The organism is Streptomyces sp. NPDC048566 (assembly GCF_043199735.1).
In the GTDB taxonomy this organism is placed as follows: domain Bacteria; phylum Actinomycetota; class Actinomycetes; order Streptomycetales; family Streptomycetaceae; genus Streptomyces.
In genome coordinates, this window is record NZ_JBICWL010000025.1 from 43,625 (window position 1) to 66,751 (window position 23,127).

Annotated in this window: 19 protein-coding genes; 17 read left to right on the forward strand and 2 right to left on the reverse strand. The window is 70.3% G+C overall.

The window, feature by feature from the left end; translation table 11 throughout:
- The first annotated feature begins 180 nt into the window (after window positions 1–180).
- Window positions 181–876, forward strand: coding sequence for a demethylmenaquinone methyltransferase (locus ACGFS9_RS27420; protein WP_393256882.1), 696 nt, complete (start codon window positions 181–183; stop codon window positions 874–876).
- Window positions 877–927: 51 nt separating this feature from the next.
- Here ACGFS9_RS27420 and ACGFS9_RS27425 read toward each other — a convergent pair whose 3' ends face one another.
- Window positions 928–1,434, reverse strand: coding sequence for a GNAT family N-acetyltransferase (locus tag ACGFS9_RS27425; RefSeq protein ID WP_393256883.1), 507 nt, complete (start codon window positions 1,432–1,434; stop codon window positions 928–930).
- A 99-nt stretch (window positions 1,435–1,533) separates the two neighbouring features.
- On the opposite strand from ACGFS9_RS27425, the gene ACGFS9_RS27430 reads away from it, so the two are divergent.
- Window positions 1,534–2,835, forward strand: coding sequence for a geranylgeranyl reductase family protein (locus tag ACGFS9_RS27430; protein WP_393256884.1), 1,302 nt, complete (start codon window positions 1,534–1,536; stop codon window positions 2,833–2,835).
- Window positions 2,836–3,345: 510 nt separating this feature from the next.
- Here the strand turns inward: ACGFS9_RS27430 and ACGFS9_RS27435 are convergent.
- Window positions 3,346–4,197 carry a C40 family peptidase gene (locus ACGFS9_RS27435; RefSeq protein ID WP_393256885.1) on the reverse strand — a complete coding sequence of 284 codons (852 nt, stop codon included), beginning with the start codon at window positions 4,195–4,197 and terminating at the stop codon, window positions 3,346–3,348.
- A 708-nt stretch (window positions 4,198–4,905) separates the two neighbouring features.
- Here ACGFS9_RS27435 and ACGFS9_RS27440 point away from each other — a divergent pair.
- The 15 genes from ACGFS9_RS27440 to ACGFS9_RS27510 all read left to right on the forward strand — a co-directional run bounded on the left by ACGFS9_RS27440 (window position 4,906) and on the right by ACGFS9_RS27510 (window position 23,090).
- Window positions 4,906–5,265, forward strand: a complete 360-nt coding sequence (locus tag ACGFS9_RS27440; protein WP_129307483.1) for an NADH-quinone oxidoreductase subunit A — start codon at window positions 4,906–4,908, stop codon at window positions 5,263–5,265.
- Between the two features lie 14 nt (window positions 5,266–5,279).
- On the forward strand, window positions 5,280–5,834 hold the full coding sequence (locus ACGFS9_RS27445; RefSeq protein ID WP_007383964.1) for an NADH-quinone oxidoreductase subunit B family protein: 555 nt from the start codon (window positions 5,280–5,282) through the stop codon (window positions 5,832–5,834).
- A complete protein-coding gene (locus ACGFS9_RS27450) occupies window positions 5,831–6,571 on the forward strand; it encodes an NADH-quinone oxidoreductase subunit C (RefSeq protein ID WP_393256886.1) in 741 nt (246 codons plus the stop codon). The genes ACGFS9_RS27445 and ACGFS9_RS27450 overlap by 4 nt, the downstream gene beginning before the upstream one ends.
- A complete protein-coding gene (locus ACGFS9_RS27455; RefSeq protein WP_393256887.1) occupies window positions 6,568–7,908 on the forward strand; it encodes an NADH-quinone oxidoreductase subunit D in 1,341 nt (446 codons plus the stop codon). Before ACGFS9_RS27450 ends, ACGFS9_RS27455 begins: the two co-directional genes overlap by 4 nt.
- 29 nt (window positions 7,909–7,937) lie before the next feature.
- Entirely contained in the window at window positions 7,938–8,807 is an 870-nt protein-coding gene (nuoE, locus tag ACGFS9_RS27460) for an NADH-quinone oxidoreductase subunit NuoE (protein ID WP_393256919.1), read from the forward strand.
- Entirely contained in the window at window positions 8,807–10,156 is a 1,350-nt protein-coding gene (nuoF, locus tag ACGFS9_RS27465; protein WP_393256888.1) for an NADH-quinone oxidoreductase subunit NuoF, read from the forward strand. Before nuoE ends, nuoF begins: the two co-directional genes overlap by 1 nt.
- A complete protein-coding gene (locus tag ACGFS9_RS27470) occupies window positions 10,153–12,657 on the forward strand; it encodes an NADH-quinone oxidoreductase subunit G (RefSeq protein ID WP_393256889.1) in 2,505 nt (834 codons plus the stop codon). Before nuoF ends, ACGFS9_RS27470 begins: the two co-directional genes overlap by 4 nt.
- Entirely contained in the window at window positions 12,654–14,027 is a 1,374-nt protein-coding gene (nuoH, locus tag ACGFS9_RS27475; RefSeq protein ID WP_393256890.1) for an NADH-quinone oxidoreductase subunit NuoH, read from the forward strand. The genes ACGFS9_RS27470 and nuoH overlap by 4 nt, the downstream gene beginning before the upstream one ends.
- Window positions 14,020–14,649: an NADH-quinone oxidoreductase subunit NuoI gene (gene nuoI, locus ACGFS9_RS27480; RefSeq protein ID WP_393256891.1), complete on the forward strand. Its 630-nt coding sequence runs from the start codon at window positions 14,020–14,022 to the stop codon at window positions 14,647–14,649. Before nuoH ends, nuoI begins: the two co-directional genes overlap by 8 nt.
- Window positions 14,646–15,461 (forward strand): NADH-quinone oxidoreductase subunit J, encoded by an 816-nt coding sequence (locus ACGFS9_RS27485; RefSeq protein ID WP_393256892.1) that lies wholly within the window; start codon window positions 14,646–14,648, stop codon window positions 15,459–15,461. The genes nuoI and ACGFS9_RS27485 overlap by 4 nt, the downstream gene beginning before the upstream one ends.
- Window positions 15,458–15,757: an NADH-quinone oxidoreductase subunit NuoK gene (gene nuoK, locus ACGFS9_RS27490; protein WP_393256893.1), complete on the forward strand. Its 300-nt coding sequence runs from the start codon at window positions 15,458–15,460 to the stop codon at window positions 15,755–15,757. Before ACGFS9_RS27485 ends, nuoK begins: the two co-directional genes overlap by 4 nt.
- A 14-nt stretch (window positions 15,758–15,771) precedes the next feature.
- Window positions 15,772–17,685 (forward strand): NADH-quinone oxidoreductase subunit L, encoded by a 1,914-nt coding sequence (gene nuoL, locus ACGFS9_RS27495; protein WP_393256894.1) that lies wholly within the window; start codon window positions 15,772–15,774, stop codon window positions 17,683–17,685.
- 5 nt (window positions 17,686–17,690) lie between these two features.
- Window positions 17,691–19,262, forward strand: coding sequence for an NADH-quinone oxidoreductase subunit M (locus ACGFS9_RS27500; RefSeq protein ID WP_393256895.1), 1,572 nt, complete (start codon window positions 17,691–17,693; stop codon window positions 19,260–19,262).
- Window positions 19,259–20,917: an NADH-quinone oxidoreductase subunit NuoN gene (nuoN, locus tag ACGFS9_RS27505; RefSeq protein WP_393256896.1), complete on the forward strand. Its 1,659-nt coding sequence runs from the start codon at window positions 19,259–19,261 to the stop codon at window positions 20,915–20,917. Before ACGFS9_RS27500 ends, nuoN begins: the two co-directional genes overlap by 4 nt.
- A 343-nt stretch (window positions 20,918–21,260) precedes the next feature.
- Window positions 21,261–23,090, forward strand: a complete 1,830-nt coding sequence (locus tag ACGFS9_RS27510) for a stealth family protein (RefSeq protein ID WP_393256897.1) — start codon at window positions 21,261–21,263, stop codon at window positions 23,088–23,090.
- Window positions 23,091–23,127 lie beyond the last annotated feature (37 nt).

A 23,127-nucleotide genomic window follows, 5' to 3' on the forward strand; every position in this document is an offset into this window, starting at 1 on the left:
GCCGTGCCCGGGTGGCCGGCGACGTGCCCCCGCCGCCGGCCGCCCTGCTGCGCGCCCCGGGGCGGGGTGCGCCGGATGCCGGGGCCCGCCTCGCCGCCGTCCCGACCGGCAGGGGCGCGGGGGAGCGGCGTTCGGCCGGGCGCCGCCGGATCGCGCGGACCGCCCTGCCACAATGGGCGGGTGACCCGCGCATCCCTGGACAAGCAGCCGCACGAAGTCGCCTCGATGTTCGACGACGTGGCGGAACGGTACGACCTGACCAACGACCTGCTGTCGCTCGGACAGGACCGGGTGTGGCGCAAGGAGGTCGCGAAGGCGGTCGACGCGCGGCCCGCGCAGAAGGTCCTGGACCTGGCGGCGGGCACGGCGACCTCGTCCCTGCCCTTCGCCCGCAGCGGCGCGTACGTCGTCCCCTGCGACTTCTCGCTCGGCATGCTGCGGGTGGGCAAGCGCAACCATCCGTGGCTGCCGATGACCGCCGGCGACGCGACGCGACTGCCGTTCAAGGACGACACCTTCGACGCGGTGACGATCTCCTTCGGGCTGCGCAACGTGCAGGACACCGACGCGGCCCTCGGGGAGCTGTACCGCGTCACCAAGCCCGGCGGGCGCGTCGTGATCTGCGAGTTCTCGCACCCCACCTGGGCGCCGTTCCGCACGGTCTACACCGAGTACCTGATGCGCGCGCTGCCGCCGGTGGCCCGCGCGGTCTCCTCGAACCCCGACGCCTACGTGTATCTCGCCGAGTCCATCCGCGCCTGGCCCACCCAGCCGGAGCTGGCCGAGCGGCTGCGCAAGGCGGGCTGGTCCCGGACCGGCTGGCGCAACCTCTCCGGCGGCATCGTGGCACTCCACCGCGGCTTCAAGCAGGTCTGAGGCCGCCACCCGGGACCGGGTCCGCGCGGCCGAGGGGCGGGTAGGCGCCGCTCAGAGGGCCAGCCGGTAGCGGTGGCCCTCGGCGTTCGACGACGGCAGGGTGAAGCGTTCGGCGAGTTCCATGCCGAGGCGCCGCGTCACCGCGATGGAGCGGGTGTTGCCCGCGTTGACCATGGCGACGACGTCCGTGACGCCGGCCGAGCGCACCCGCTCCAGGGTGGTCGTGGCGGCGGCGGTGACGTACCCCTTGCCCCAGTGCTCGCGGCCGAGCCGCCAGCCGATCTCGATGCGGCCGGCCGGCCCCCACGCGTGCGGCCAGGGCTGGGCGCCGGTGAAGCCCAGCACCTCGCCGCGCGCGTCGACCAGCGTCCACAGGCAGAACCCGTGCTCCGCGTCGTGCCGCCGCTGGCGCGCGGTGAGCTCCTCGTACACCGACAGCTCGGCCGCGCGGCCTCCGTGGAACTCCATGACCTCCGGGTCGGCGAAGATCCGGTGCCACGCGTGGGCGTCCTCGTCGGTGGGAACGCGCAGGCGCACATCGGGGAGAGCTCGGTTCACAGGGGGCAGCCCTTCAGCCGGTGATCGGTACCGCTGCATAGACTGCCCATGTCCAGTGCCCGTCGGCACGTTGATTTCGAGCCTTGGGGAGACCCCGCCGTGACCGAGCCCCAACCCCTCTCCGAGAACACCGCCGACGTCATCGTCGTCGGGGCCGGGCCAGCCGGGTCCACCACCGCCTACTACCTGGCGAAGGCGGGGCTCGACGTCCTGCTCCTGGAGAAGACCGCCTTCCCGCGCGAGAAGGTGTGCGGCGACGGCCTGACGCCCCGCGCCACCAAGCAGCTGGTGTCGATGGGCATCGACATCTCCGAGGAGGCCGGCTGGCTGCGCAACAAGGGGCTGCGCATCATCGGCGGCGGCGTCCGGCTCCAGCTGGACTGGCCGGAACTCGCCTCCTTCCCCGACTACGGACTCGTGCGCAAGCGGGACGACTTCGACGAGCAGCTGGCGCGGCAGGCGCAGAAGGCGGGCGCGCGGCTGCACGAGCGCTGCACCGTGGGCGCCCCGATCGTCGACGACCGCACCGGCCGCATCACCGGCGTGCACGCCAAGCTCGGCGACGCCGACTCCAAGGAGAAGCGCGAGGTCACCTTCCACGCCCCGCTGGTCGTGGCGGCCGACGGCAACTCCTCCCGGCTCTCCCTCGCGATGGGCCTGCACCGCCGCGAGGACCGCCCGATGGGCGTGGCGGTGCGTACCTACTTCACCTCGCCGCGTCACGACGACGACTACCTGGAGTCCTGGCTGGAGCTGTGGGACCGCCGGGGCGGCGAGGACCGGCTGCTGCCCGGCTACGGCTGGATCTTCGGCATGGGCGACGGCACGTCGAACGTGGGTCTCGGTGTCCTCAACACCTCCGAGTCCTTCAAGGAGCTGGACTGGCGCGAGGTGCTGAAGGCGTGGTGCGCCTCGATGCCGGAGGACTGGGGGTACACCCCGGAGAACATGACCGGCCCGATCCGCGGTGCCGCCCTGCCGATGGCCTTCAACCGCCAGCCGCACTACACCAAGGGCCTGCTGCTCGTCGGTGACGCCGGCGGGCTGGTGAACCCCTTCAACGGCGAGGGCATCGCCTACGCGATGGAGTCCGGCCAGATCGTCGCCGACGTGATCGTCCAGGCGCACGCGCGGGCCACCCCGGGCCAGCGCGAACTGGCCCTCCAGCGGTACCCGCGCGTCCTCAAGGACACCTACGGCGGCTACTACACGCTGGGCCGCGCCTTCGTGAAGCTCATCGGCAACCCGAAGGTCATGAAGATCGCCACGCAGCGCGGGCTCACCCACCCGATGCTGATGAAGTTCACCCTGAAGATGCTGGCGAACCTCACCGACCCCACCGGCGGCGACGCGGCGGACCGCATCATCAACGGCCTGTCGAAGGTGGCCCCGAAGGCCTGACCGGTCGGAGCCGGGCCGCTCGTCGCGGAGCGGAGCGGAGCGGCCGGCCCGGAGCGCGGTGGCCGCCCGTGGCGCGGGCGCCCGCCCCGGGCGCCGGTGAGCCGGCCGGCTCCCTGGCCGACGGGCCGGTGCCCGCAGGCTCTCTGCCGATGGGCCGGTGCCCGCAGGCTCTCTGGCCGATGGGCCGGTGCCCGCAGGCTCTCTGGCCGATGGGCCGGTGCCCGCAGGCTCTCTGGCCGACGGGCCGGTGCCCGCAGGCTCTCTGGCCGACCGGCCGGTGTCGGCAGGCTCCTCGGCCGTCCTTCCGGTGCCGGCAGGCCCGGGCGGCGGGGGCCGGAGCACGTCCCGGGGACGCCGGCGCGGACCGCTGCGGGCGGCCAGGGCGCGCGCACGCGTGCGCCCGGCACCGCCGACGCGCGACGCGGGGCCCGCCGCCTCCCGCGAGCCGAACAGCAGGAAGGACCGCCCCCCTTGTCGGGGGCGGTCCTTCCTGCTGTTCGGCTCGCGGGTTCAGAGCACGCGTACCGCGCCCGTCGCCGGGTAGCCCGAGAGGTCCTGGATCACGACGCCCTTGGAGGGGTTGGCCGCGTCGAGGTACTGCCCGCCACCGATGTACACCCCGACGTGGTAGGCCGAGCCCGCCGAACCCCAGTACAGGATGTCGCCGACCTGGACGTTCGACAGTGAAACCGGCGTACCGGACGTCGACTGGGCCTCCGAGACGCGCGGCAGGTCGACGCCCACCTGCTTGAACGCCGCCTGGACCAGACCCGAGCAGTCCCACGCGTTGGGTCCGGTGCCGCCCATGACGTACGCGTCGCCGACCTGGGCCTTCAGGAAGGAGATGACGGTCGCGACGCTGCCGCCGGCGGGTGCCGGGGCGTTCGTCGAGGCGGACGAGCCGGCGGAGGGGGAGGCGGAGGCGGACAGGACGGTCCGCTCCGAGGAGCGCGATGCGGCCCGCTCCGCCGCGGCGCGCCGTGCGGCCTCGGCCTTCTTCTTCGCCTCGGCCTTCTTCTTGGCGTCGGCCAGGTCGGCCTTGGCCTGCTTGGCGGCCTTCGCCGCCGCCGCGTCGCGCTCCGCCTGGAGCTCGTAGTTCGCCGCGGCCTGCTGCGTGGCGTCCGCGGACTGCGCGACCTGCGTGGCCAGGTCGGCCGTCAGGGTCGGCAGTTCCAGCGTCTGCGTCACGGGCTCGGCGGCGTTCGCCGAACCCGACGCCCCGGCCACGGCCAGGGTGCTGAGAACGCCACCGGCAACTCCGGCGCGCATCGCGAGCGACGACGCGTTGCGGCGGGGCTTCCGGTGGCTTCGTATGTGAGCGGTGTGGGACATGGGAACAAGCGGTACCAGGGGCTCCTCCATACCTTCAAGAAACGTGTGGTGCGCCACAGTTGTTCAATCGGCGGTCGAATTCACCGCGCGACGCTCCTTATTGACGCCGTAACGGGCATTGCGGACACCGTCCGCCAGGGCCGTGATCATGGCCTTTCGGTAATACGTCCGAATTGCCCCCGACCTACCATCGGTTGAGGCCGGTGGCCAAGCCCGGTTTATCTGACTCACAGGCAGATGTGGCGGAGGTCACGGAACGGTCACCGGCGCCGTCGCGTCCCGCGCGGGTGAGGGGGTGGCCCCCCGCTCGTGAACGCGTGCACGCGTCCACATCCGTCCCCTCGTCCCTCCGACGTGTGAACGCCGTCCTCTATCAAGGCCCCGCGTCCAGCACCAATTTGCATGCAGCGGAAGTCTCTTGATATGGAGACGACCCCTCGGACCTGCGGTGACGAGCGGAAATGTCACCTCTGGTGATCGACCGGACGCTTCGCGTGTGAAGATCACCGCTCATCCGACTTCATGATCGTTCGTCAGGTGGTGGAGATCACAAAGCTTGTGCAATACCCCGTGTCGCAGATCACAGACCGCCGGGCATAGGATGCGTGGCAGTTGGGCTTGTGACCTGCTTCACATGTCCGCGATCTTCGTCGGTACGGGTGGGGGTCGCGGTGCTGACGAGGCGGGGGCGGGCCCTGGAACGCCACCAGTCAGTGCCGACTGAGAGGAGCGAGGAGCGTGAACGCGTATGCGCCGATCCTCGTACTGGGAGCCCTCGGGGCAGGCTTTGCGATCTTCTCCGTGGTCATGGCCACGCTGATCGGTCCGAAGCGGTACAACCGCGCCAAGCTCGATGCCTACGAGTGCGGCATCGAGCCGACCCCCACGCCGGCCGGCGGCGGGCGTTTTCCCATCAAGTACTACCTGACGGCGATGCTCTTCATCGTCTTCGACATCGAGATCGTCTTCCTCTACCCCTGGGCTGTCACCTTCGACGCCCTGGGTGTTTTCGGGCTCGTGGAGATGCTGCTCTTCGTGCTCACCGTCTTCGTCGCGTACGCGTACGTATGGCGGCGCGGCGGCCTGGAATGGGACTGAGGGGCCTTTAAGACATGGGACTCGAAGAAAAGCTGCCGAGCGGATTCCTGCTGACCACGGTCGAGCAGGCCGCGGGCTGGGTGCGCAAGGCGTCCGTCTTCCCCGCGACATTCGGACTCGCCTGCTGCGCCATCGAGATGATGACGACCGGCGCCGGGCGCTACGACCTGGCGCGCTTCGGTATGGAGGTCTTCCGCGGGTCGCCCCGCCAGGCCGACCTGATGATCGTGGCGGGCCGGGTCAGCCAGAAGATGGCGCCGGTGCTGCGGCAGGTCTACGACCAGATGCCCAACCCCAAGTGGGTCATCTCCATGGGGGTTTGTGCCTCATCGGGCGGAATGTTCAACAACTACGCCATCGTGCAGGGTGTCGACCACATCGTCCCGGTCGACATCTATCTGCCCGGATGCCCGCCGCGGCCCGAGATGCTGATGGACGCGATCCTCAAGCTCCACCAGAAGATCCAGAGCTCCAAGCTCGGCGTCAACGCCGAGGAGGCGGCCCGCGAGGCGGAGGAAGCGGCGCTCAAGGCGCTCCCCACCATCGAGATGAAGGGCCTGCTGCGGTGAGTGACGCGAACGGCAACGGGGTCAACCCCGAAAAGGACCTCGGCGCCTCCAACCTCCCCGGCCAGCGAGGCGACCAGGGCGAGGAGATCCGCGTCCAGCGCGGCATGTTCGGCGCCGCCAACGGCGGCGACACCTCCGGCTACGGCGGCCTCGTCCGCTCGATCCGACTGCCCGGTCCGGCGAGCCGCCCCTACGGCGGCTGGTTCGACGAGGTGGCCGACGAGCTGGAGGGCGCCCTGGAGGAGCAGGGACTCGTCCCCGGGAACGTCGTCGAGAAGACGGTCGTCGACCGCGACGAGATCACCTTCCACGTCGAACGCGAGTACCTCGTCGCCGTCGCCCGCACCCTGCGCGACGACCCGGCGCTCCGCTTCGAGCTGTGCACCGGCGTCTCGGGCGTCCACTACCCGCACGACAAGGGCCGCGAGCTGCACGCCGTCTACCACCTGCGCTCGATCACCCACAACCGGCTGATCCGCCTGGAGGTCAGCGCCCCCGACGCCGACCCGCACGTCCCCTCGCTCGTCCCGGTCTATCCGACGAACGACTGGCACGAGCGCGAGGCGTACGACTTCTTCGGGCTGATCTTCGACGGTCACCCCGCGCTGACGCGGATCATGATGCCGGACGACTGGCAGGGCTTCCCGCAGCGCAAGGACTACCCCCTCGGCGGCATCCCCGTCGAGTACAAGGGCGCCCAGATCCCGGCTCCGGACCAGCGGAGGTCGTACTCATGAGCACGCACACCCCTTCCGGGGCATCGGCAGCCTCGTCCCGCGAGACGACCGAGGGCCCCGTCTACACGGTGACCGGCGGCGACTGGGACGAGATCGCCCAGTCCGCGGCCAGGTCCGACGACGAGCGCATCATCGTCAACATGGGCCCGCAGCACCCGTCCACCCACGGCGTGCTCCGGCTCATCCTGGAGATCGACGGCGAGACGGTCACCGAGGCCCGCTGCGGCATCGGCTACCTGCACACCGGCATCGAGAAGAACCTCGAGTTCCGCACGTGGACCCAGGGCACCACGTTCGTGACGCGCATGGACTACCTGACGCCGTTCTTCAACGAGACGGCCTACTGCCTCGGCGTCGAGAAGCTCCTCGGGATCACCGACCAGATCCCCGACCGCGCCTCGATCATCCGCGTGCTCCTGATGGAGCTGAACCGGCTCTCCTCCCACCTGGTGTGCATCGCCACCGGCGGCATGGAGCTGGGCGCCACCACGATCATGATCTACGGATTCCGTGATCGTGAACTCATTCTCGACATCTACGAGCTGATCACCGGCCTGCGGATGAACCACGCGTACATCCGCCCCGGCGGACTCGCCCAGGACCTGCCGCCCGGCGCGGTCGACCAGGTCCGCGAGTTCGTGAAGAAGATGAAGAAGAACCTCCCCGAGTACGACAAGCTCGCCACCGGGAACCCCATCTTCAAGGCCCGTATGCAGGACGTCGGCTACCTCGACCTGGCCGGCTGCATGGCCCTCGGCGCCACCGGCCCGATCCTGCGCTCCGCCGGCCTGCCCCACGACCTGCGCAAGGCCCAGCCGTACTGCGGCTACGAGACCTACGACTTCGAGGTCCCGACGGCCGACACCTGCGACTCCTACGGACGCTTCCTCGTCCGCCTGGAGGAGATGCGCCAGTCGCTGGAGATCATCGAGCAGTGCCTCGACCGGCTCCAGCCCGGCCCGGTCATGGTCGCCGACAAGAAGATCGCCTGGCCCGCCCAGCTCGCGCTCGGCCCCGACGGCCTCGGCAACTCGCTCGACCACATCAAGAAGATCATGGGCACCTCCATGGAGGCCCTGATCCACCACTTCAAGCTGGTGACCGAGGGCTTCCGCGTGCCGCCGGGACAGGCGTACACGGCGGTCGAGTCACCCAAGGGCGAACTCGGGGTGCACGTCGCCTCCGACGGAGGCACCCGGCCCTACCGGGTCCACTTCCGGGACCCGTCCTTCACCAACCTTCAGGCCATGGCGGCGATGTGCGAGGGCGGCCAGGTCGCCGACGTCATCGTCGCCGTCGCGTCCATCGACCCCGTGATGGGAGGCGTCGACCGGTGACCACCACCCCCGAGGGCGTCAGCCTGGGCATGCCCCGACTGCCCGCGCCCGCCTACCCGGACGACGTCCGGGCCCGGCTGGAGGCGGACGCGCGCGAGATCATCGCCCGCTACCCCGACTCCCGCTCGGCCCTCCTGCCGCTGCTGCACCTGGTCCAGTCGGAGGAAGGCCACGTCACCCGCACCGGGCAGCAGTTCTGCGCGGAGGTGCTGGGCCTGACGACCGCCGAGGTCAACGCCGTCGCGACGTTCTACTCGATGTACCGGCGCAAGCCGAGCGGCGACTACCAGGTGGGCGTCTGCACCAACACCCTCTGCGCCGTCATGGGCGGCGACGCCATCTTCGAAGCCCTCCAGGACCACCTGGGCGTGGGCAACGGCGAGACCACCGGCGACGGAAAGGTGACGCTGGAGCACATCGAGTGCAACGCGGCCTGCGACTTCGCCCCGGTCGTGATGGTCAACTGGGAGTTCTTCGACAACCAGACCGTGGGCTCGGCCAAGCGCCTCGTCGACGACCTGCGCGCGGGGACCGACGTCGAACCCACCCGCGGCGCCCGGCTGTGCACCTTCAAGGACACCGCCCGCATCCTGGCCGGCTTCCCCGACGAGCGCGAGGGCGCCGTGGAGGCGGGCGGCAGCGCGGGCCACGCCTCGCTCGTCGGACTGCGGCTGGCCAAGGGCGAGACCGGCCCCGCACGGGTGGTGCACCCCCGCGGCGCGGAGGCGTCCCGCGAGCGGACCTCCGAGGAGCCCGCCCCCGATGACCGGGGCACCGGGGACCGCACCGCCTCGGACCAGCCGCCCGCCGGACACCAGAGCTCGCACGACGCGCCGCAGGACACGTCGGCCTCCGACCCGTCCCACTCGGCGGGTCCGGTCGCAGAGGAGGGGGAGTGATGACCTTGGCAGCAGAGATCGACGAGACGAGTCCCGAAAAGCTGCTGGCACCCGTGCTGTCGGCCTTCTGGGACGAGGACAGGTCCTGGACGCTGGACGTCTACCGCCGGCACGACGGGTACGAGGGCCTGCGCAAGGCCCTCGCCATGTCGCCCGACGACCTGATCGCCTACGTCAAGGACTCCGGGCTGCGGGGCCGCGGCGGCGCCGGATTCCCCACCGGGATGAAGTGGCAGTTCATTCCGCAGGGGGACGGCAAACCCCACTACCTCGTCGTCAACGCCGACGAGTCGGAGCCGGGCACCTGCAAGGACATCCCGCTCCTCTTCGCGAACCCGCACAGCCTCATCGAGGGCATCGTGATCGCGTGCTACGCCATCCGCTCCTCGCACGCCTTCATCTACCTGCGGGGCGAAGTCGTCCCCGTCCTGCGGCGGTTGCACGAAGCCGTGCGCGAGGCGTACGAGGCCGGCTACCTCGGCGAGAACATCCTGGGCAGCGGACTCGACCTCCAGCTCACCGTGCACGCGGGCGCGGGCGCGTACATCTGCGGTGAGGAGACCGCGCTCCTCGACTCGCTCGAAGGACGCCGTGGACAGCCGCGGCTGCGCCCTCCCTTCCCCGCCGTCGCGGGCCTCTACGCGTGCCCCACCGTGGTGAACAACGTCGAGTCCATCGCGTCGGTTCCCGCGATCCTCCACCACGGCAAGGAATGGTTCCGGTCGATGGGCAGCGAGAAGTCCCCGGGCTTCACGCTCTACTCGCTCAGCGGCCACGTCGCCAGCCCCGGCCAGTACGAGGCACCCCTCGGCATCACCCTGCGCCAGCTCCTCGACATGAGCGGCGGGATGCGGCCCGGCCACCGGCTGAAGTTCTGGACGCCGGGCGGCTCCTCGACCCCCATGTTCACCGACGAGCACCTCGACGTCCCCCTGGACTACGAAGGAGTGGGCGCCGCGGGTTCCATGCTCGGCACCAAGGCGCTCCAGTGCTTCGACGAGACCACCTGCGTCGTCCGCGCCGTGACCCGGTGGACCGAGTTCTACGCCCACGAGTCCTGCGGCAAGTGCACCCCCTGCCGCGAGGGCACCTACTGGCTCGTGCAGCTGCTGCGCGACATCGAGGCGGGCAAGGGCGTCATGTCCGACCTCGACAAGCTCAACGACATCGCCGACAACATCAACGGCAAGTCCTTCTGCGCCCTCGGCGACGGTGCCGCCTCGCCGATCTTCTCCTCGCTCACGTACTTCCGCGACGAGTACGAGCAGCACATCACGGGCGGCGGCTGCCCCTTCGACCCCGCCAGGTCGACGGCCTGGGCCGACAAGCACACGGAGGTGAACGCATGACAGTGACCACCAGCGCTCCCTCCGGAGGCGGGGAAGCGGCGGTCCCCCCGGAGGACCTGGTCGCGCTGACCATCGACGGCGTGGAGATCAGCGTGCCCAAGGGCACCCTGGTGATCCGGGCCGCGGAACAGCTCGGCATCGAGATCCCCCGCTTCTGCGACCACCCGCTCCTCGACCCGGCCGGCGCCTGCCGCCAGTGCATCGTCGAGGTCGAGGGCCAGCGCAAGCCGATGGCGTCCTGCACCATCACGTGCACGGACGGCATGGTCGTCAAGACCCAGCTCACCTCGCCGGTCGCCGAGAAGGCCCAGCACGGCGTGATGGAGCTGCTGCTCATCAACCACCCGCTGGACTGCCCGGTCTGCGACAAGGGCGGCGAGTGCCCGCTGCAGAACCAGGCGATGTCGCACGGCAACGCCGAGTCCCGCTTCGAGGGCCGCAAGCGGACCTACGAGAAGCCGGTCCCCATCTCGGCGCAGGTGCTGCTCGACCGCGAGCGGTGCGTGCTGTGCGCCCGCTGCACGCGCTTCTCGAACCAGATCGCCGGCGACCCGATGATCGAGCTGATCGAGCGGGGCGCGCTCCAGCAGGTCGGCACCGGCGACGGCGACCCCTTCGAGTCGTACTTCTCCGGCAACACCATCCAGATCTGTCCGGTCGGCGCTCTGACCTCGGCCGCCTACCGCTTCCGCTCGCGTCCCTTCGACCTCATCTCCTCGCCGTCCGTGTGCGAGCACTGCTCCGGAGGCTGCGCGACGCGCACCGACCACCGGCGCGGCAAGGTCATGCGGCGTCTCGCCGCCGCGGACCCCGAGGTCAACGAGGAGTGGATCTGCGACAAGGGACGGTTCGGGTTCCGGTACGCGCAGACACGCGACCGCCTCGACACGCCCCTGGTGCGCAACGCCGAGGGGGTCCTGGAACCGGCGTCGTGGCCGGAGGCCCTGGAGGTGGCGGCGCGGGGGCTGACGGCCGCCCGCGGCCGGACCGGTGTCCTCGCCGGCGGCCGGCTCACCGTCGAGGACGCCTACGCGTACAGCAAGTTCGCGCGCGTCGCCCTCGACACCAACGACATCGACTTCCGCGCGCGCGTGCACAGCTCCGAGGAGGCCGACTTCCTGGCCGCCAGGGTCGCCGGCCGGGGCCGGGACCTCGACGGTACGGGCGTCACCTACACCTCGCTGGAGAAGGCGCCCGCCGTGCTGCTGGTGGGCTTCGAGTCCGAGGAGGAGGCCCCCGGGGTCTTCCTGCGGCTGCGCAAGGGGTGGCGGGGGCACGGTCAGAAGACCTACGCCCTGGCCACGCACGCCACCCCCGGTCTGGCGAAGGCGGGCGGCACCCTGCTGCCGGCCGCGCCCGGCACCGAGACCGCGTGGCTGGACGCGCTCGCGAGCGGCGTCGGCCTCGAAGGCGACGGGGCGACGGCCGCCGAGGCGCTGCGCGCCGAGGGTGCGGTGATCGTCGTCGGCGAGCGGCTCGCCGGGGTGGCGGGCGGGCTCACCGCCGTCGTCCGGGCCGCCTCCGCCGTCGGAGCCCGGCTGGTGTGGATTCCGCGCCGGGCGGGCGAACGCGGCGCGATCGAGGCCGGTGCGCTGCCGTCGCTGCTGCCGGGCGGACGTCCGGCCACCGACCCGCGCGCGCGGGAGGAGGTCGCCGCCGTCTGGGGCCTGTCCGAGCTTCCGCACCGCCACGGCCGGGACACCGGCCAGATCGTCGAGGCCGCGGCGGGCGGTGAACTGCGTGCCCTGGTGGTCGCGGGCGTGGAGGTCGCCGACCTTCCCGACCCGGCCCGCGCGCGGGAGGCACTGTCCGAGGCGGGCTTCGTGGTGTCCCTCGAACTGCGGGCCGGCGAGGTCACCGACCACGCGGACGTGGTCCTGCCGGTCGCCGCGGTCGCGGAGAAGGCCGGAAGCTTCCTCGACTGGGAGGGCCGGATGCGCTCCTTCGAGGCGGCCCTCAAGCCCGACCAGATGACCCGGCGGCTCGCTCCGAGCGACGCGCGCGTGCTCCAGATGCTGGCCGACGCCATGGACGTGCACCTGGGGCTGCCGGACCTGCGCACCGCGCGGGCGGAGCTGGACCGGCTCGGCGCCTGGGACGGCCCGTACGCCGCGGACCCCGCGGAGCCGGGAGCGCAGTTGCCGCGTCCGGCCGCCGGCGAGGCCGTGCTGGCCGGGCACCGGCTCCTCCTCGACCAGGGTCTCCTCCAGCGGGGCGACGACGCGCTCGCCGGAACCCGGCACGCGGCGTACGCGCGCGTGTCGGCCGCCACGGCCGCCGAGGCGGGCGTGGCGGACGGCGCACCGCTCGCCGTGACCGGCCCCGCCGGGATCGTCGAACTCCCGCTGCAGGTCACGGAGATGCCCGACCGGGTGGTGTGGCTCCCGCTCAACTCGACCGGCGGGGGCGTCGCCTCCGACACCGGGGCGCTGCCCGGCGCACTCGTCCGCATCGGCCCGGCGGCCGTCGCCGCCGAGGCCCCCAAGGAGGTGGAGGCATGACGCCGTACCTCGCCGCAGAAGACCTCTCGATGTTCGGCCGCGACCCCTGGTGGCTGGTCGTCGTCAAGGCGGTGTTCTGCTTCGCCTTCCTGATGGTGACCGTGCTGTTCTCCATCGTGTGGGAGCGCAAGGTCGTCGCCTGGATGCAGTTGCGCATCGGCCCCAACCGGCACGGTCCGTGGGGGATGCTCCAGTCGCTCGCCGACGGCGTCAAGCTGATGCTGAAGGAGGACGTCGTCGTCAAACGCGCGGACAAGGTGGTCTACGTCCTCGCGCCGGTCGTCGCCGCCATCCCGGCGTTCATGGCGATCGCGGTGATCCCCTTCGGCCCCGCGGGCAACGAGGTCTCGATCTTCGGTCAGCGCACGACGATGCAGCTCACCGACCTGCCGATCGCGATGCTCTTCATCCTGGCGGTCGCCTCGGTGGGCATCTACGGCATCGTGCTCGCCGGCTGGAGTTCCGGGTCGACGTACCCGCTGCTCGGCGGCCTGCGGTCCTGCGCCCAGATGATCTCGTACGAGATCGCCATGGGCGCCGCGTTCGCCTCGGTCTTCCTGTACTCCGGCTCGATGTCGACCTCGGCGATCGTCGAGCAGCAGCACGACCGCTGGTACATCCTGCTGCTGCCGGTGTCGTTCATCATCTACGTCGTCACGATGGTCGGCGAGACCAACCGGGCCCCCTTCGACATGCCGGAGTCCGAGGGCGACCTCGTCGGCGGCTTCAACACCGAGTACTCGTCGATCAAGTTCGCGCTGTTCATGCTCGCCGAGTACGTGAACATGGTGACGGTCTCGGCCGTGACGACGACGCTCTTCCTGGGCGGCTGGCGGGCCCCGTGGCCGATCAGCACCTTCTGGGAGGGCGCCAACCACGGCTGGTGGCCGCTGCTCTGGTTCGTGGTGAAGGTGCAGCTGCTGCTGTTCTTCTTCATCTGGCTGCGCGGCACGCTGCCGCGGGTCCGCTACGACCAGCTGATGAAGCTCGGCTGGAAGGTCCTCATCCCGGTCTCCGTGGTCTGGCTGATGCTCGTCGCGACCGTCCGGACGCTGCGGAACGAGAACTACGACTTCGCGGACATCGCCCTGTACGTCGGCGGAGGCGTCCTGGCCCTGCTGCTGCTGTCGTTCGTGGCGGACGTCTTCCGCGACCGGCGCAAGGCCGAGGAGGCGCCGGCCGAGCCCGCCGCGTTCGACCCGATGGCGGGCGGGTTCCCCGTGCCGCCGCTGCCCGGTCAGGAGCTGCCGCCGGTACCGCGGCGCCGCCCGCGCCGGGAGCGGGAGTTGATTGTCAGTGGTGGGTCCGATACTGCGAGTGACGGATCGACCGCCGGATCTCGTGACGGAAAGGAGGGGTCCGATGGCTGAGGAGCCGAAGGAGACCAAACCGGGTTTCCAGAACCCTGTCGCCGGTTTCGGCGTGACCTTCAAGGCCATGTTCAAGAAGCGGCTGACCGAGCAGTACCCGGAGCAGCCGAAGACCACCGCGCCGCGCTTCCACGGCCGGCACCAGCTCAACCGTCACCCGGACGGTCTGGAGAAGTGCGTCGGCTGCGAGCTGTGCGCCTGGGCCTGCCCGGCGGACGCGATCTACGTGGAGGGCGCCGACAACACCGACGAGGAGCGCTACTCCCCGGGCGAGCGGTACGGCCGCGTCTACCAGATCAACTATGCCCGCTGCATCCTGTGCGGCCTGTGCATCGAGGCGTGCCCCACGCGCGCGCTGACGATGACGAACGAGTTCGAGCTCGCCGACAGCAGCCGCGCCAACCTCATCTACACCAAGGAGCAGCTGCTCGCCGGTCTGGAGGAGGGCATGGTCGACTCGCCGCACTCGATCTTCCCGGGTACGGACGAGCAGGACTACTACCGGGGGCTGGTGACCGAGGCGGCGCCCGGCACCGAGCGGCAGGTGGCCGTCTCCCGGGGCGAGTCCCCCCACGCGGAGCGCGCCTCGGGTGCGGCGGCGGAGAAGGAGGCGCAGGCATGACCGAGCTGGCCGCCTACACGACCTCCACCGGTGAGGCCTTCCAGTTCTGGGTCCTCGGCACGGTCGCGGTGATCGGCGCCCTGTGCACCGTCTTCATGAGGAAGGCCGTGCACAGCGCGCTGTGCCTCGCCGGAACCATGATCGTCCTGGCGGTGTTCTACCTCGCCAACGGGGCGTACTTCCTTGGCATCGTCCAGATCGTCGTCTACACCGGCGCGATCATGATGCTCTTCCTCTTCGTCGTCATGCTCGTGGGTGTCACCGCGGCGGACTCGCTGAAGGAGACCATCAAGGGACAGCGCTGGCTGGCCCTGGTGTGCGGAGTCGGCTTCGGTGTCCTGCTGTTCGCCGGCATCGGCAACGCGGCGATCACGGACTTCGACGGACTGGCGAAGGCCAACGCGAACGGCAACGTGGAGGGCCTCGCCGCCCTCGTCTTCACCAAGTACGTGTTCGCCTTCGAGATCACCGGAGCCCTGCTCATCACGGCCGCGGTCGGCGCCATGGTGCTCACGCACCGCGAGCGCACCGAGCGGGCCAGGACCCAGCGCGAGCTGTCCGAGCAGCGGGTCCGCGAGGGCCGGCACCTCCCGCCGCTGCCGGCCCCCGGTGTCTACGCCCGGCACAACGCCGTGGACATCGCCGGCCTGCTCCCCGACGGCACCCCGTCGGAGCTGACCGTCAGCAAGACGCTGCGCGACCGCGGCCAGGTCCGCGACGTGTCGGCGGAGGCGCTCAGCGACCTGAAGGCGCTGGAGCAGCGCGCCGAGGAGCGCCTCGGGCGCACGAAGCCGGAGGAGGCGTCCCAGTGAATCCGGTCAACTACCTCTATCTCGCGGCCCTGTTGTTCACGATCGGCGCCACCGGCGTGCTGATCAGGAGGAACGCGATCGTGGTGTTCATGTGCGTCGAGCTGATGCTCAACGCCTGCAACCTCGCCTTCGTGGCCTTCTCCCGCCTGCACGGCAATCTCGACGGCCAGGTCTTCGCGTTCTTCACGATGGTCGTCGCCGCCGCGGAGGTCGTGGTCGGGCTCGCGATCATCGTGTCGCTGTTCCGTTCCCGCCACTCGGCCTCGGTCGACGACGCCAGCCTGATGAAGCTGTAAGGGGTCGCTGAATCGTGGACAATCTCATTGCGCTGCTGATCGCGGCGCCTCTGCTCGGAGCCGCCGTCCTGCTGTGCGGCGGCCGGCGGCTGGACGCGGTCGGCCACTGGATCGGCACCGCGCTCGCGGCGGCCTCCTTCGTCGTCGCCGCCGTGCTCTTCACCGACATGCTGGGAAGGAGCGCCGAGGACCGGACGCTGACCCAGCACCTGTTCACCTGGATTCCCGTCGGGGGCTTCCGCGCCGACGTCGGCTTCCAGCTCGACCAGCTGTCGATGACGTTCGTGCTGCTGATCACGGGCGTCGGCTCGCTCATCCATGTGTACTCCACGGGGTACATGGAGCACGACGAGCGCCGCCGCCGCTTCTTCGGCTATCTGAACCTCTTCCTCGCGGCGATGCTGCTGCTCGTCCTCGCCGACAACTACCTGCTGCTGTACGTCGGCTGGGAGGGCGTCGGTCTCGCCTCGTACCTGCTGATCGGCTTCTGGCAGCACAAGCCCAGCGCCGCCACCGCCGCGAAGAAGGCCTTCCTGGTCAACCGCGTCGGCGACATGGGCCTGTCCATCGCCATCATGCTGATGTTCACCACCTTCGGGACGTTCGCCTTCGGTCCGGTGCTCGGCACCGAGGAGAACCCGGGTCTGGTCGGGGACGCCACGGAGGGCAAGCTCACCGCCGTCGCCCTGATGCTGCTCCTGGCCGCCTGCGGCAAGTCGGCCCAGGTGCCGCTGCAGTCCTGGCTCGGGGACGCGATGGAGGGCCCGACCCCGGTCTCGGCCCTCATCCACGCGGCGACGATGGTCACCGCGGGCGTGTACCTGATCGTCCGCTCCGCCAACGTGTTCAACGCGGCGCCCGACGCGCAGCTCGTCGTCACCGTGGTCGGCGGCGTCACGCTCCTGTTCGGTGCGATCGTCGGTTGCGCGAAGGACGACATCAAGAAGGCGCTGGCCGGCTCGACCATGTCGCAGATCGGCTACATGGTGCTGGCGGCGGGCCTCGGCCCGATCGGCTACGTCTTCGCGATCATGCACCTGGTGACGCACGGCTTCTTCAAGGCCGGTCTCTTCCTCGGCGCCGGTTCGGTCATGCACGGCATGAACGACGAGGTGGACATGCGGAAGTTCGGCGGCCTGCGCCGGTACATGCCGGTCACCTTCGTGACGTTCGGTCTCGGCTACCTGGCGATCATCGGCTTCCCGGGCCTGTCCGGCTTCTTCTCCAAGGACAAGATCATCGAGGCGGCGTTCGCCAAGGGCGGCACCGAGGGCTGGATCCTCGGCAGCGTGGCCCTGCTGGGCGCCGCGATCACCGCGTACTACATGACCCGCGTGATGATCATGACGTTCTTCGGTGAGAAGCGCTGGCAGCCCGACGCGGAAGGCCACGAGCCGCACCCGCACGAGTCGCCGAGCTCCATGACGATCCCCATGATCGTGCTGGCCTTCGGGTCCGTGTTCGCCGGAGCCTTCTTCGGCATCGGCGACCGCTTCCTGCACTGGCTGGAGCCGGTCACCGGGCACGCCGAGGGTGACTCGCCCGTCAGCGCCCTCACGGTCACGGCGGCCACGATGGTGCTGCTGGTCGTCGGCGCGGGCATCGCCTACCTCCAGTACGGCCGGCGTTCCGTCCCGGTCGTCGCCCCGCGGGGTTCCCTGCTCACCCGGGCCGCCCGGCGCGACCTGCTCCAGGACGACTTCAACCACGTCGTGCTGGTGCGCGGCGGTGAGCACCTCACCCGCTCCCTGGTGTACGTCGACCACACGCTGGTCGACGGAGTGGTCAACGGAACGGCCGCCTCGGTCGGCGGCCTCTCCGGGCGGCTGCGCAAGCTGCAGAACGGCTACGCGCGCAGTTACGCGGTCTCGATGTTCGGCGGTGCGGCCATCCTCGTCGCCGCGACCCTGCTGATGAGGGCGGTCTGATACCGATGTCCTTTCCTCTGCTGACAGCGACGGCGGTGCTCCCGGCCCTCGGGGCGATCGCCACGGCAGCGGTGCCCGCCGCGCGGCGGGCCGCCGCCAAGTGGCTCGCCCTGCTGGTCTCCCTGGGCACCCTGGCGCTCGCCGTGGTCACCCTGGTGCGCTTCGACCCGGGCGGTGACCGCTACCAGCTCACCGAATCGCACGCCTGGATCGCGGACTTCGGTGTGCGCTACGAGCTGGGTGTGGACGGCATCGGGGTGGCGCTCGTCGCGCTCACCGCGCTGCTGATGCCGTTCGTGATCCTCGCGGGCTGGCACGACGCCGACCCGCACGAGACCGGCAGCAAGCGGTGGCGGCCGACCCAGGGCTTCTTCGCCCTGATCCTGGCCGTCGAGGCGATGGTGATCATCTCCTTCGAGGCCACCGACGTGTTCCTCTTCTACATCTTCTTCGAAGCCATGCTCATCCCGATGTACTTCCTCATCGGCGGCTTCGGGGACCGGGCCCACGAGCACGGCGACGAGGCGGCGGCCACCCAGCGCTCGTACGCCGCGGTGAAGTTCCTCCTCTACAACCTGGTCGGCGGCCTGATCATGCTGGCCGCGGTGATCGGGCTGTACGTCGTCGCGGGGAACTTCTCGCTCCAGGAGATCGTCCAGGCCCGGGCCGACGGGTCGCTGCACATGGCGACCAGCACCGAGCGGTGGCTGTTCCTCGGCTTCTTCTTCGCCTTCGCCGTGAAGGCGCCGCTCTGGCCGCTGCACACCTGGCTGCCCAACGCCATGGGTGAGGCCACCGCCCCGGTCGCCGTCCTGATCACCGCGGTCGTCGACAAGGTCGGCACCTTCGCGATGCTCCGCTTCTGCCTCCAGCTCTTCCCGGAGGCCAGCAAGTGGGCCACGCCCGTGATCCTCGTGCTGGCGCTGGTCAGCATCGTCTACGGGGCACTGCTCGCGGTCGGGCAGCGCGACATCAAGCGGCTGGTGGCGTACGCGTCGATCTCGCACTTCGGCTTCATCATCCTGGGCATCTTCGCGATGACCAGCCAGGGCCAGTCGGGCGCGACGCTGTACATGGTCAACCACGGGATCTCGACGGCCGCGCTGATGCTGGTGGCCGGATTCCTGATCTCGCGGCGCGGCTCGCGCCTGATCGCCGACTACGGAGGGGTGCAGAAGGTCGCCCCGGTGCTCGCGGGCACCTTCCTCATCGGCGGCCTCGCGACCCTGTCGCTCCCCGGCCTCGCGCCCTTCGTGAGCGAGTTCCTGGTCCTGGTGGGCACGTTCGCGCGCTACCCGGCCGTCGGCATCATCGCCACCTTCGGCATCGTCCTCGCCGCGCTCTACACCCTCGTCCTGTACCAGCGGACGATGACGGGCCCGGTCAAGGCGGAGGTCGCCGAGATGCCGGACCTCAGGGTGCGCGAGCTCCTGGTGGTCGCCCCGCTGATCGCGCTGCTGATCTTCCTGGGCGTCTACCCGAAGCCGGTCACCGACATCGTCAACCCGGCGGTCAAGCAGACCATGTCAGACGTACACGAGAAGGACCCCCGGCCCGAGGTGGAGGCGGCCCAGTGAGCGCATCAGCCGTCCACAGCCTGTGGACAACGGCGGCAGTCGCAGCCGACCCGATCCCCAAGATCAACGCACCGAAGATCGAATACGGGCAGTTGTCGCCCGTGCTGATCATCCTCGGCGCCGCGATCGTCGGGATCCTGGTCGAGGCGTTCGTGCCGCGCAAGTCCCGTTACCACGCCCAGCTGTTCGTCTCCGTCGTCGCTCTCGCCGCCGCGTTCGCCGCGGTCGTCGCGCTCGCGGCCGGCGGGTACGGCACCACCAAGGCCCACATCGCGGCCATGGGCGCCATCGCCGTCGACGGACCCGCCCTGTTCCTCCAGGGCACGATCCTGCTGGCCGGACTCCTCGGCGTGTTCACCTTCGCCGAGCGGCGCCTCGACCCCGAGGCGCACGGCAACCGCGTCGACTCCTTCGCCGCGCAGGCCGCGTCCGTACCGGGCAGCGACAGCGAGAAGGCGGCCGTGAAGGCCGGGTTCACCACCACCGAGGTGTTCCCGCTGCTGCTCTTCGCGGTCAGCGGCATGCTGGTCTTCCCGGCGGCCGACGACCTGCTGACGCTGTTCATCGCCCTGGAGGTCTTCTCCCTCCCGCTGTACCTGCTCTGCGCCCTGGCCCGCCGCAAGCGGCTCATGTCGCAGGAGGCCGCGGTGAAGTACTTCCTGCTCGGCGCCTTCGCCTCCGCCTTCACCCTGTTCGGCATCGCCCTGCTCTACGGCTACGCGGGCTCCGTGTCCTACGCGACGATCGCCCAGGTCGTCGACGGCACGGTCACCAGCGTCGACCCGGCGCTCGCCGGCACCATGGGCAACGACGTGCTGCTGCTCATCGGCACCGCGCTGATCGTCATGGGCCTGCTCTTCAAGGTCGGCGCCGTCCCCTTCCACATGTGGACACCGGACGTCTACCAGGGAGCCCCGACGCCGGTCACCGGCTTCATGGCCGCGGCGACGAAGGTGGCCGCGTTCGGCGCCCTGCTGCGCCTGCTGTACGTCGTCCTGCCGGGCCTGCGCTGGGACTGGCGGCCGGTCATGTGGGCCGTGGCGATCGTCACCATGCTGGGCGGCGCGATCGTCGCGATCACCCAGACCGACATCAAGCGGCTGCTGGCGTACTCGTCGATCGCGCACGCGGGATTCATCCTCGCGGGTGTCATCGCGACCTCGCCCGACGGTGTCTCCTCCGTCCTCTTCTACCTGGGGGCGTACTCGTTCGTCACGATCGGCGCCTTCGCCGTCGTCACGCTCGTCCGGGACGCGGGCGGTGAGGCCACGCACCTGTCCAAGTGGGCGGGTCTCGGACGCCGTTCCCCGCTGGTGGCCGCGGTGTTCGCGATCTTCCTGCTCGCCTTCGCGGGCATTCCGCTGACCTCGGGCTTCGCCGGGAAGTTCGCCGTGTTCAAGGCGGCGGCGGAGGGCGGAGCGGGCGCGCTGGTCGTGGTCGGTGTGATCTCGTCGGCCATCGCCGCGTTCTTCTACATCCGGGTGATCGTGCTGATGTTCTTCAGCGAACCGAAGCCGGAGGGGCCGACGGTCGCCGTGCCCTCGCCGCTGACCATGACCGCGATCGCGGTCGGTGTGGCGGTCACGCTGGTGCTGGGTGTGGCACCGCAGTACTTCCTCGACCTGGCCGGCCAGGCGGGGGTCTTCGTGCGCTGAGCGTCACGCGCCCCGGGCCGGTTCCGCTCCCTTCGGGATGCGGAACCGGCCCTTTCGCGTTCACCGCCGGCGCAGCGGAGCGGCCCGCAGGGCGCTGTCGGGAGCGCGCGCTCGCACTCGTGCCTCCCGGACGCCGACCGCGTTCCCCGCGAGCTTCGCCACTTGTCGCGAAAAGGGCTGTTTGCTCTTCTTTGGATGAATGAGGGAACACCTTGTAGCGGCCATGGGATGAACTTGGGATACCGATTAGTATGACCGGCGTCTTTCTTTCGATCTTGTTCGCCGGGGCTCGCCTGTCCCGGGCAAGACGCTGTTCCCATGGGATGAAGGAGCCGAACGCTACATGCCGTCACGACTGAAGACTGCAGGGGAGCGGCTCCTTCCGCCTCGCGTTCGTATCCGCCGGAAGCGGGAGCGCGACGAGGCGCTCCGCCTGGAGGCGGCCAGGAGAGCCGAGCGAGACCGGCTCACGGCCGAACGCGAGCGGACGGCCAGGATCGAGGCGCGCCGCGAGGAGTGGCTTCAGGGGGACGGCGACCTGTCGGCGTTCGACGTGGAGGGGCGGACCTACTTCGGTCGCCGAGTGACGTCGTTCCCCGCCGGCGGGGCATCGGCGCGCAATCTCTCCCTGGTGGCGGACGCCCTGGACCATGCCGGCGTCGAGTACTTCCTCGTGCCGGGCCGCTCACCGGTGCGTCACGTCGTCGGCGTCCGTATAGGGGACCGCAAAGCCCTGCTCACCGCGTTGCGGGAACTGTACGCGTCGACGGCGATGTACGCGGTGAAGCCCGGCAAGGACGCCTGGCCCTCCGACGCGGCCCTCTACGCGGACGGCGCCCTGCCCGCCTCCCTCAAGCGCAGCGGCACCATCCGCTTCGGTGAAATCCTGCTGGGCCGCACGGGCGAGGTCTTCGCGGACCTCTCCCACGGCTGCGACGTCGAGTTCTGGACCGAGGGCGACGACCTCGTGGCGGCGAGCGAGGGCGGCGACGGGCGGGCCTCCGAGCGGATCGACGCCCTGCGCACCCAGACGCCGCTCTCGGTGCTCTCGGGCGCGCTGGTCGCCCCCCGTTCCAACGCCGTCTCCGATGTCCTGCCCGCGGACGCGCTCGAACCGGCCGTTCGCGAGATATCCGGCCGGGCCTACCCGACGTGGACCGACTACGCGCAGCCCACGATCGGCGCCGTCGACTTCCCGATCGACGTGGTCTACACCTGGGTCGACGGAAACGACCCGGTCCACGCCGCCAAACGCCGGGCCCACCGTGACGGCACCGCCTCCCGCATCCACGCCCGCGAGACGGGCGCTTCCCGGTACACCAGCCACGACGAGCTGCGGTACTCGCTGCGGTCGCTCCAGATGTACGCGCCGTTCGTCCGCACGGTCTATCTCGTGACCGACGGCCAGACCCCCCACTGGCTCGACACGGACGCCGCGGGCATCGAGGTCGTCGACCACAAGGACATCTTCAGCGACCCGACCGCGCTGCCGGTGTTCAACTCCCATGCCATCGGCACCCGGCTCCACCACATCGACGGGCTGTCCGAGCACTACCTCTACTTCAACGACGACGTCTTCCTCGGCCGTCCCATAACGGCCGGCCACTTCTTCCACGGCAACGGCATCGCCAAGCTCCCGTTCTCCCCGTTCCAGCTCGGACTGGGCGCGCCCCACGCGGACGAACCCGCGCCCAACGCGGCGGGAAAGAACGTCCGCAGCCTTCTGCTGAAGGAGCACGGGCGGTTCACCGTCAACAAGTTCATGCACACGCCGCACCCGCAAATCCGCTCCGTCATGCGGGACATCGAGAACCGATTCGCCGAAGACGTCCAGCGGACCAGCCGTTCCCGGTTCCGGGCCACCGACGACATCGCCATGGGCGCGTCACTGCACCACCATCACGCCTACCTCACCGGCCGTGCCGTTCCGGGAACGTTCAAGCTGCGCTACATCGACGTCGCCAAGCCCGAGGCCCCCGAGCGCATGGCGGACCTGCTGGCGACCCGCCGTTTCGACTTCTTCTGCCTCAACGACGTGAACACGCCCGAGGACCGGCAGCGCCAGGTCTCCGAACGGCTCGAAGCCTTCCTGGAATCCTATTTCCCCTTTCCCAGTCGCTTCGAGCTTCCCGACTCCGGCGCCACCGCGGCCGATCGCCGCTCCGTCTCGTAGGTCCGACACGGTACGGATTGGTGCCGGCCGCTGTGCT

Excerpts from the sequence above, each read along its gene's own strand:
- nuoI (WP_393256891.1), top strand. The coding sequence starts at position 14,020 with ATGGCTGAGGAGCCGAAGGAGACCAAACCGGGTTTCCAGAACCCTGTC.
- nuoE (WP_393256919.1), top strand. The coding sequence starts at position 7,938 with ATGCCCCGACTGCCCGCGCCCGCCTACCCGGACGACGTCCGGGCCCGG.
- ACGFS9_RS27445 (WP_007383964.1), top strand. The coding sequence starts at position 5,280 with ATGGGACTCGAAGAAAAGCTGCCGAGCGGATTCCTGCTGACCACGGTC.
- nuoF (WP_393256888.1), top strand. The coding sequence starts at position 8,807 with ATGACCTTGGCAGCAGAGATCGACGAGACGAGTCCCGAAAAGCTGCTG.
- ACGFS9_RS27470 (WP_393256889.1), top strand. The coding sequence starts at position 10,153 with ATGACAGTGACCACCAGCGCTCCCTCCGGAGGCGGGGAAGCGGCGGTC.
- nuoH (WP_393256890.1), top strand. The coding sequence starts at position 12,654 with ATGACGCCGTACCTCGCCGCAGAAGACCTCTCGATGTTCGGCCGCGAC.
- ACGFS9_RS27500 (WP_393256895.1), top strand. The coding sequence starts at position 17,691 with ATGTCCTTTCCTCTGCTGACAGCGACGGCGGTGCTCCCGGCCCTCGGG.
- ACGFS9_RS27435 (WP_393256885.1), bottom strand. The coding sequence starts at position 4,197 with ATGGAGGAGCCCCTGGTACCGCTTGTTCCCATGTCCCACACCGCTCAC.
- ACGFS9_RS27455 (WP_393256887.1), top strand. The coding sequence starts at position 6,568 with ATGAGCACGCACACCCCTTCCGGGGCATCGGCAGCCTCGTCCCGCGAG.
- ACGFS9_RS27510 (WP_393256897.1), top strand. The coding sequence starts at position 21,261 with ATGCCGTCACGACTGAAGACTGCAGGGGAGCGGCTCCTTCCGCCTCGC.
- ACGFS9_RS27485 (WP_393256892.1), top strand. The coding sequence starts at position 14,646 with ATGACCGAGCTGGCCGCCTACACGACCTCCACCGGTGAGGCCTTCCAG.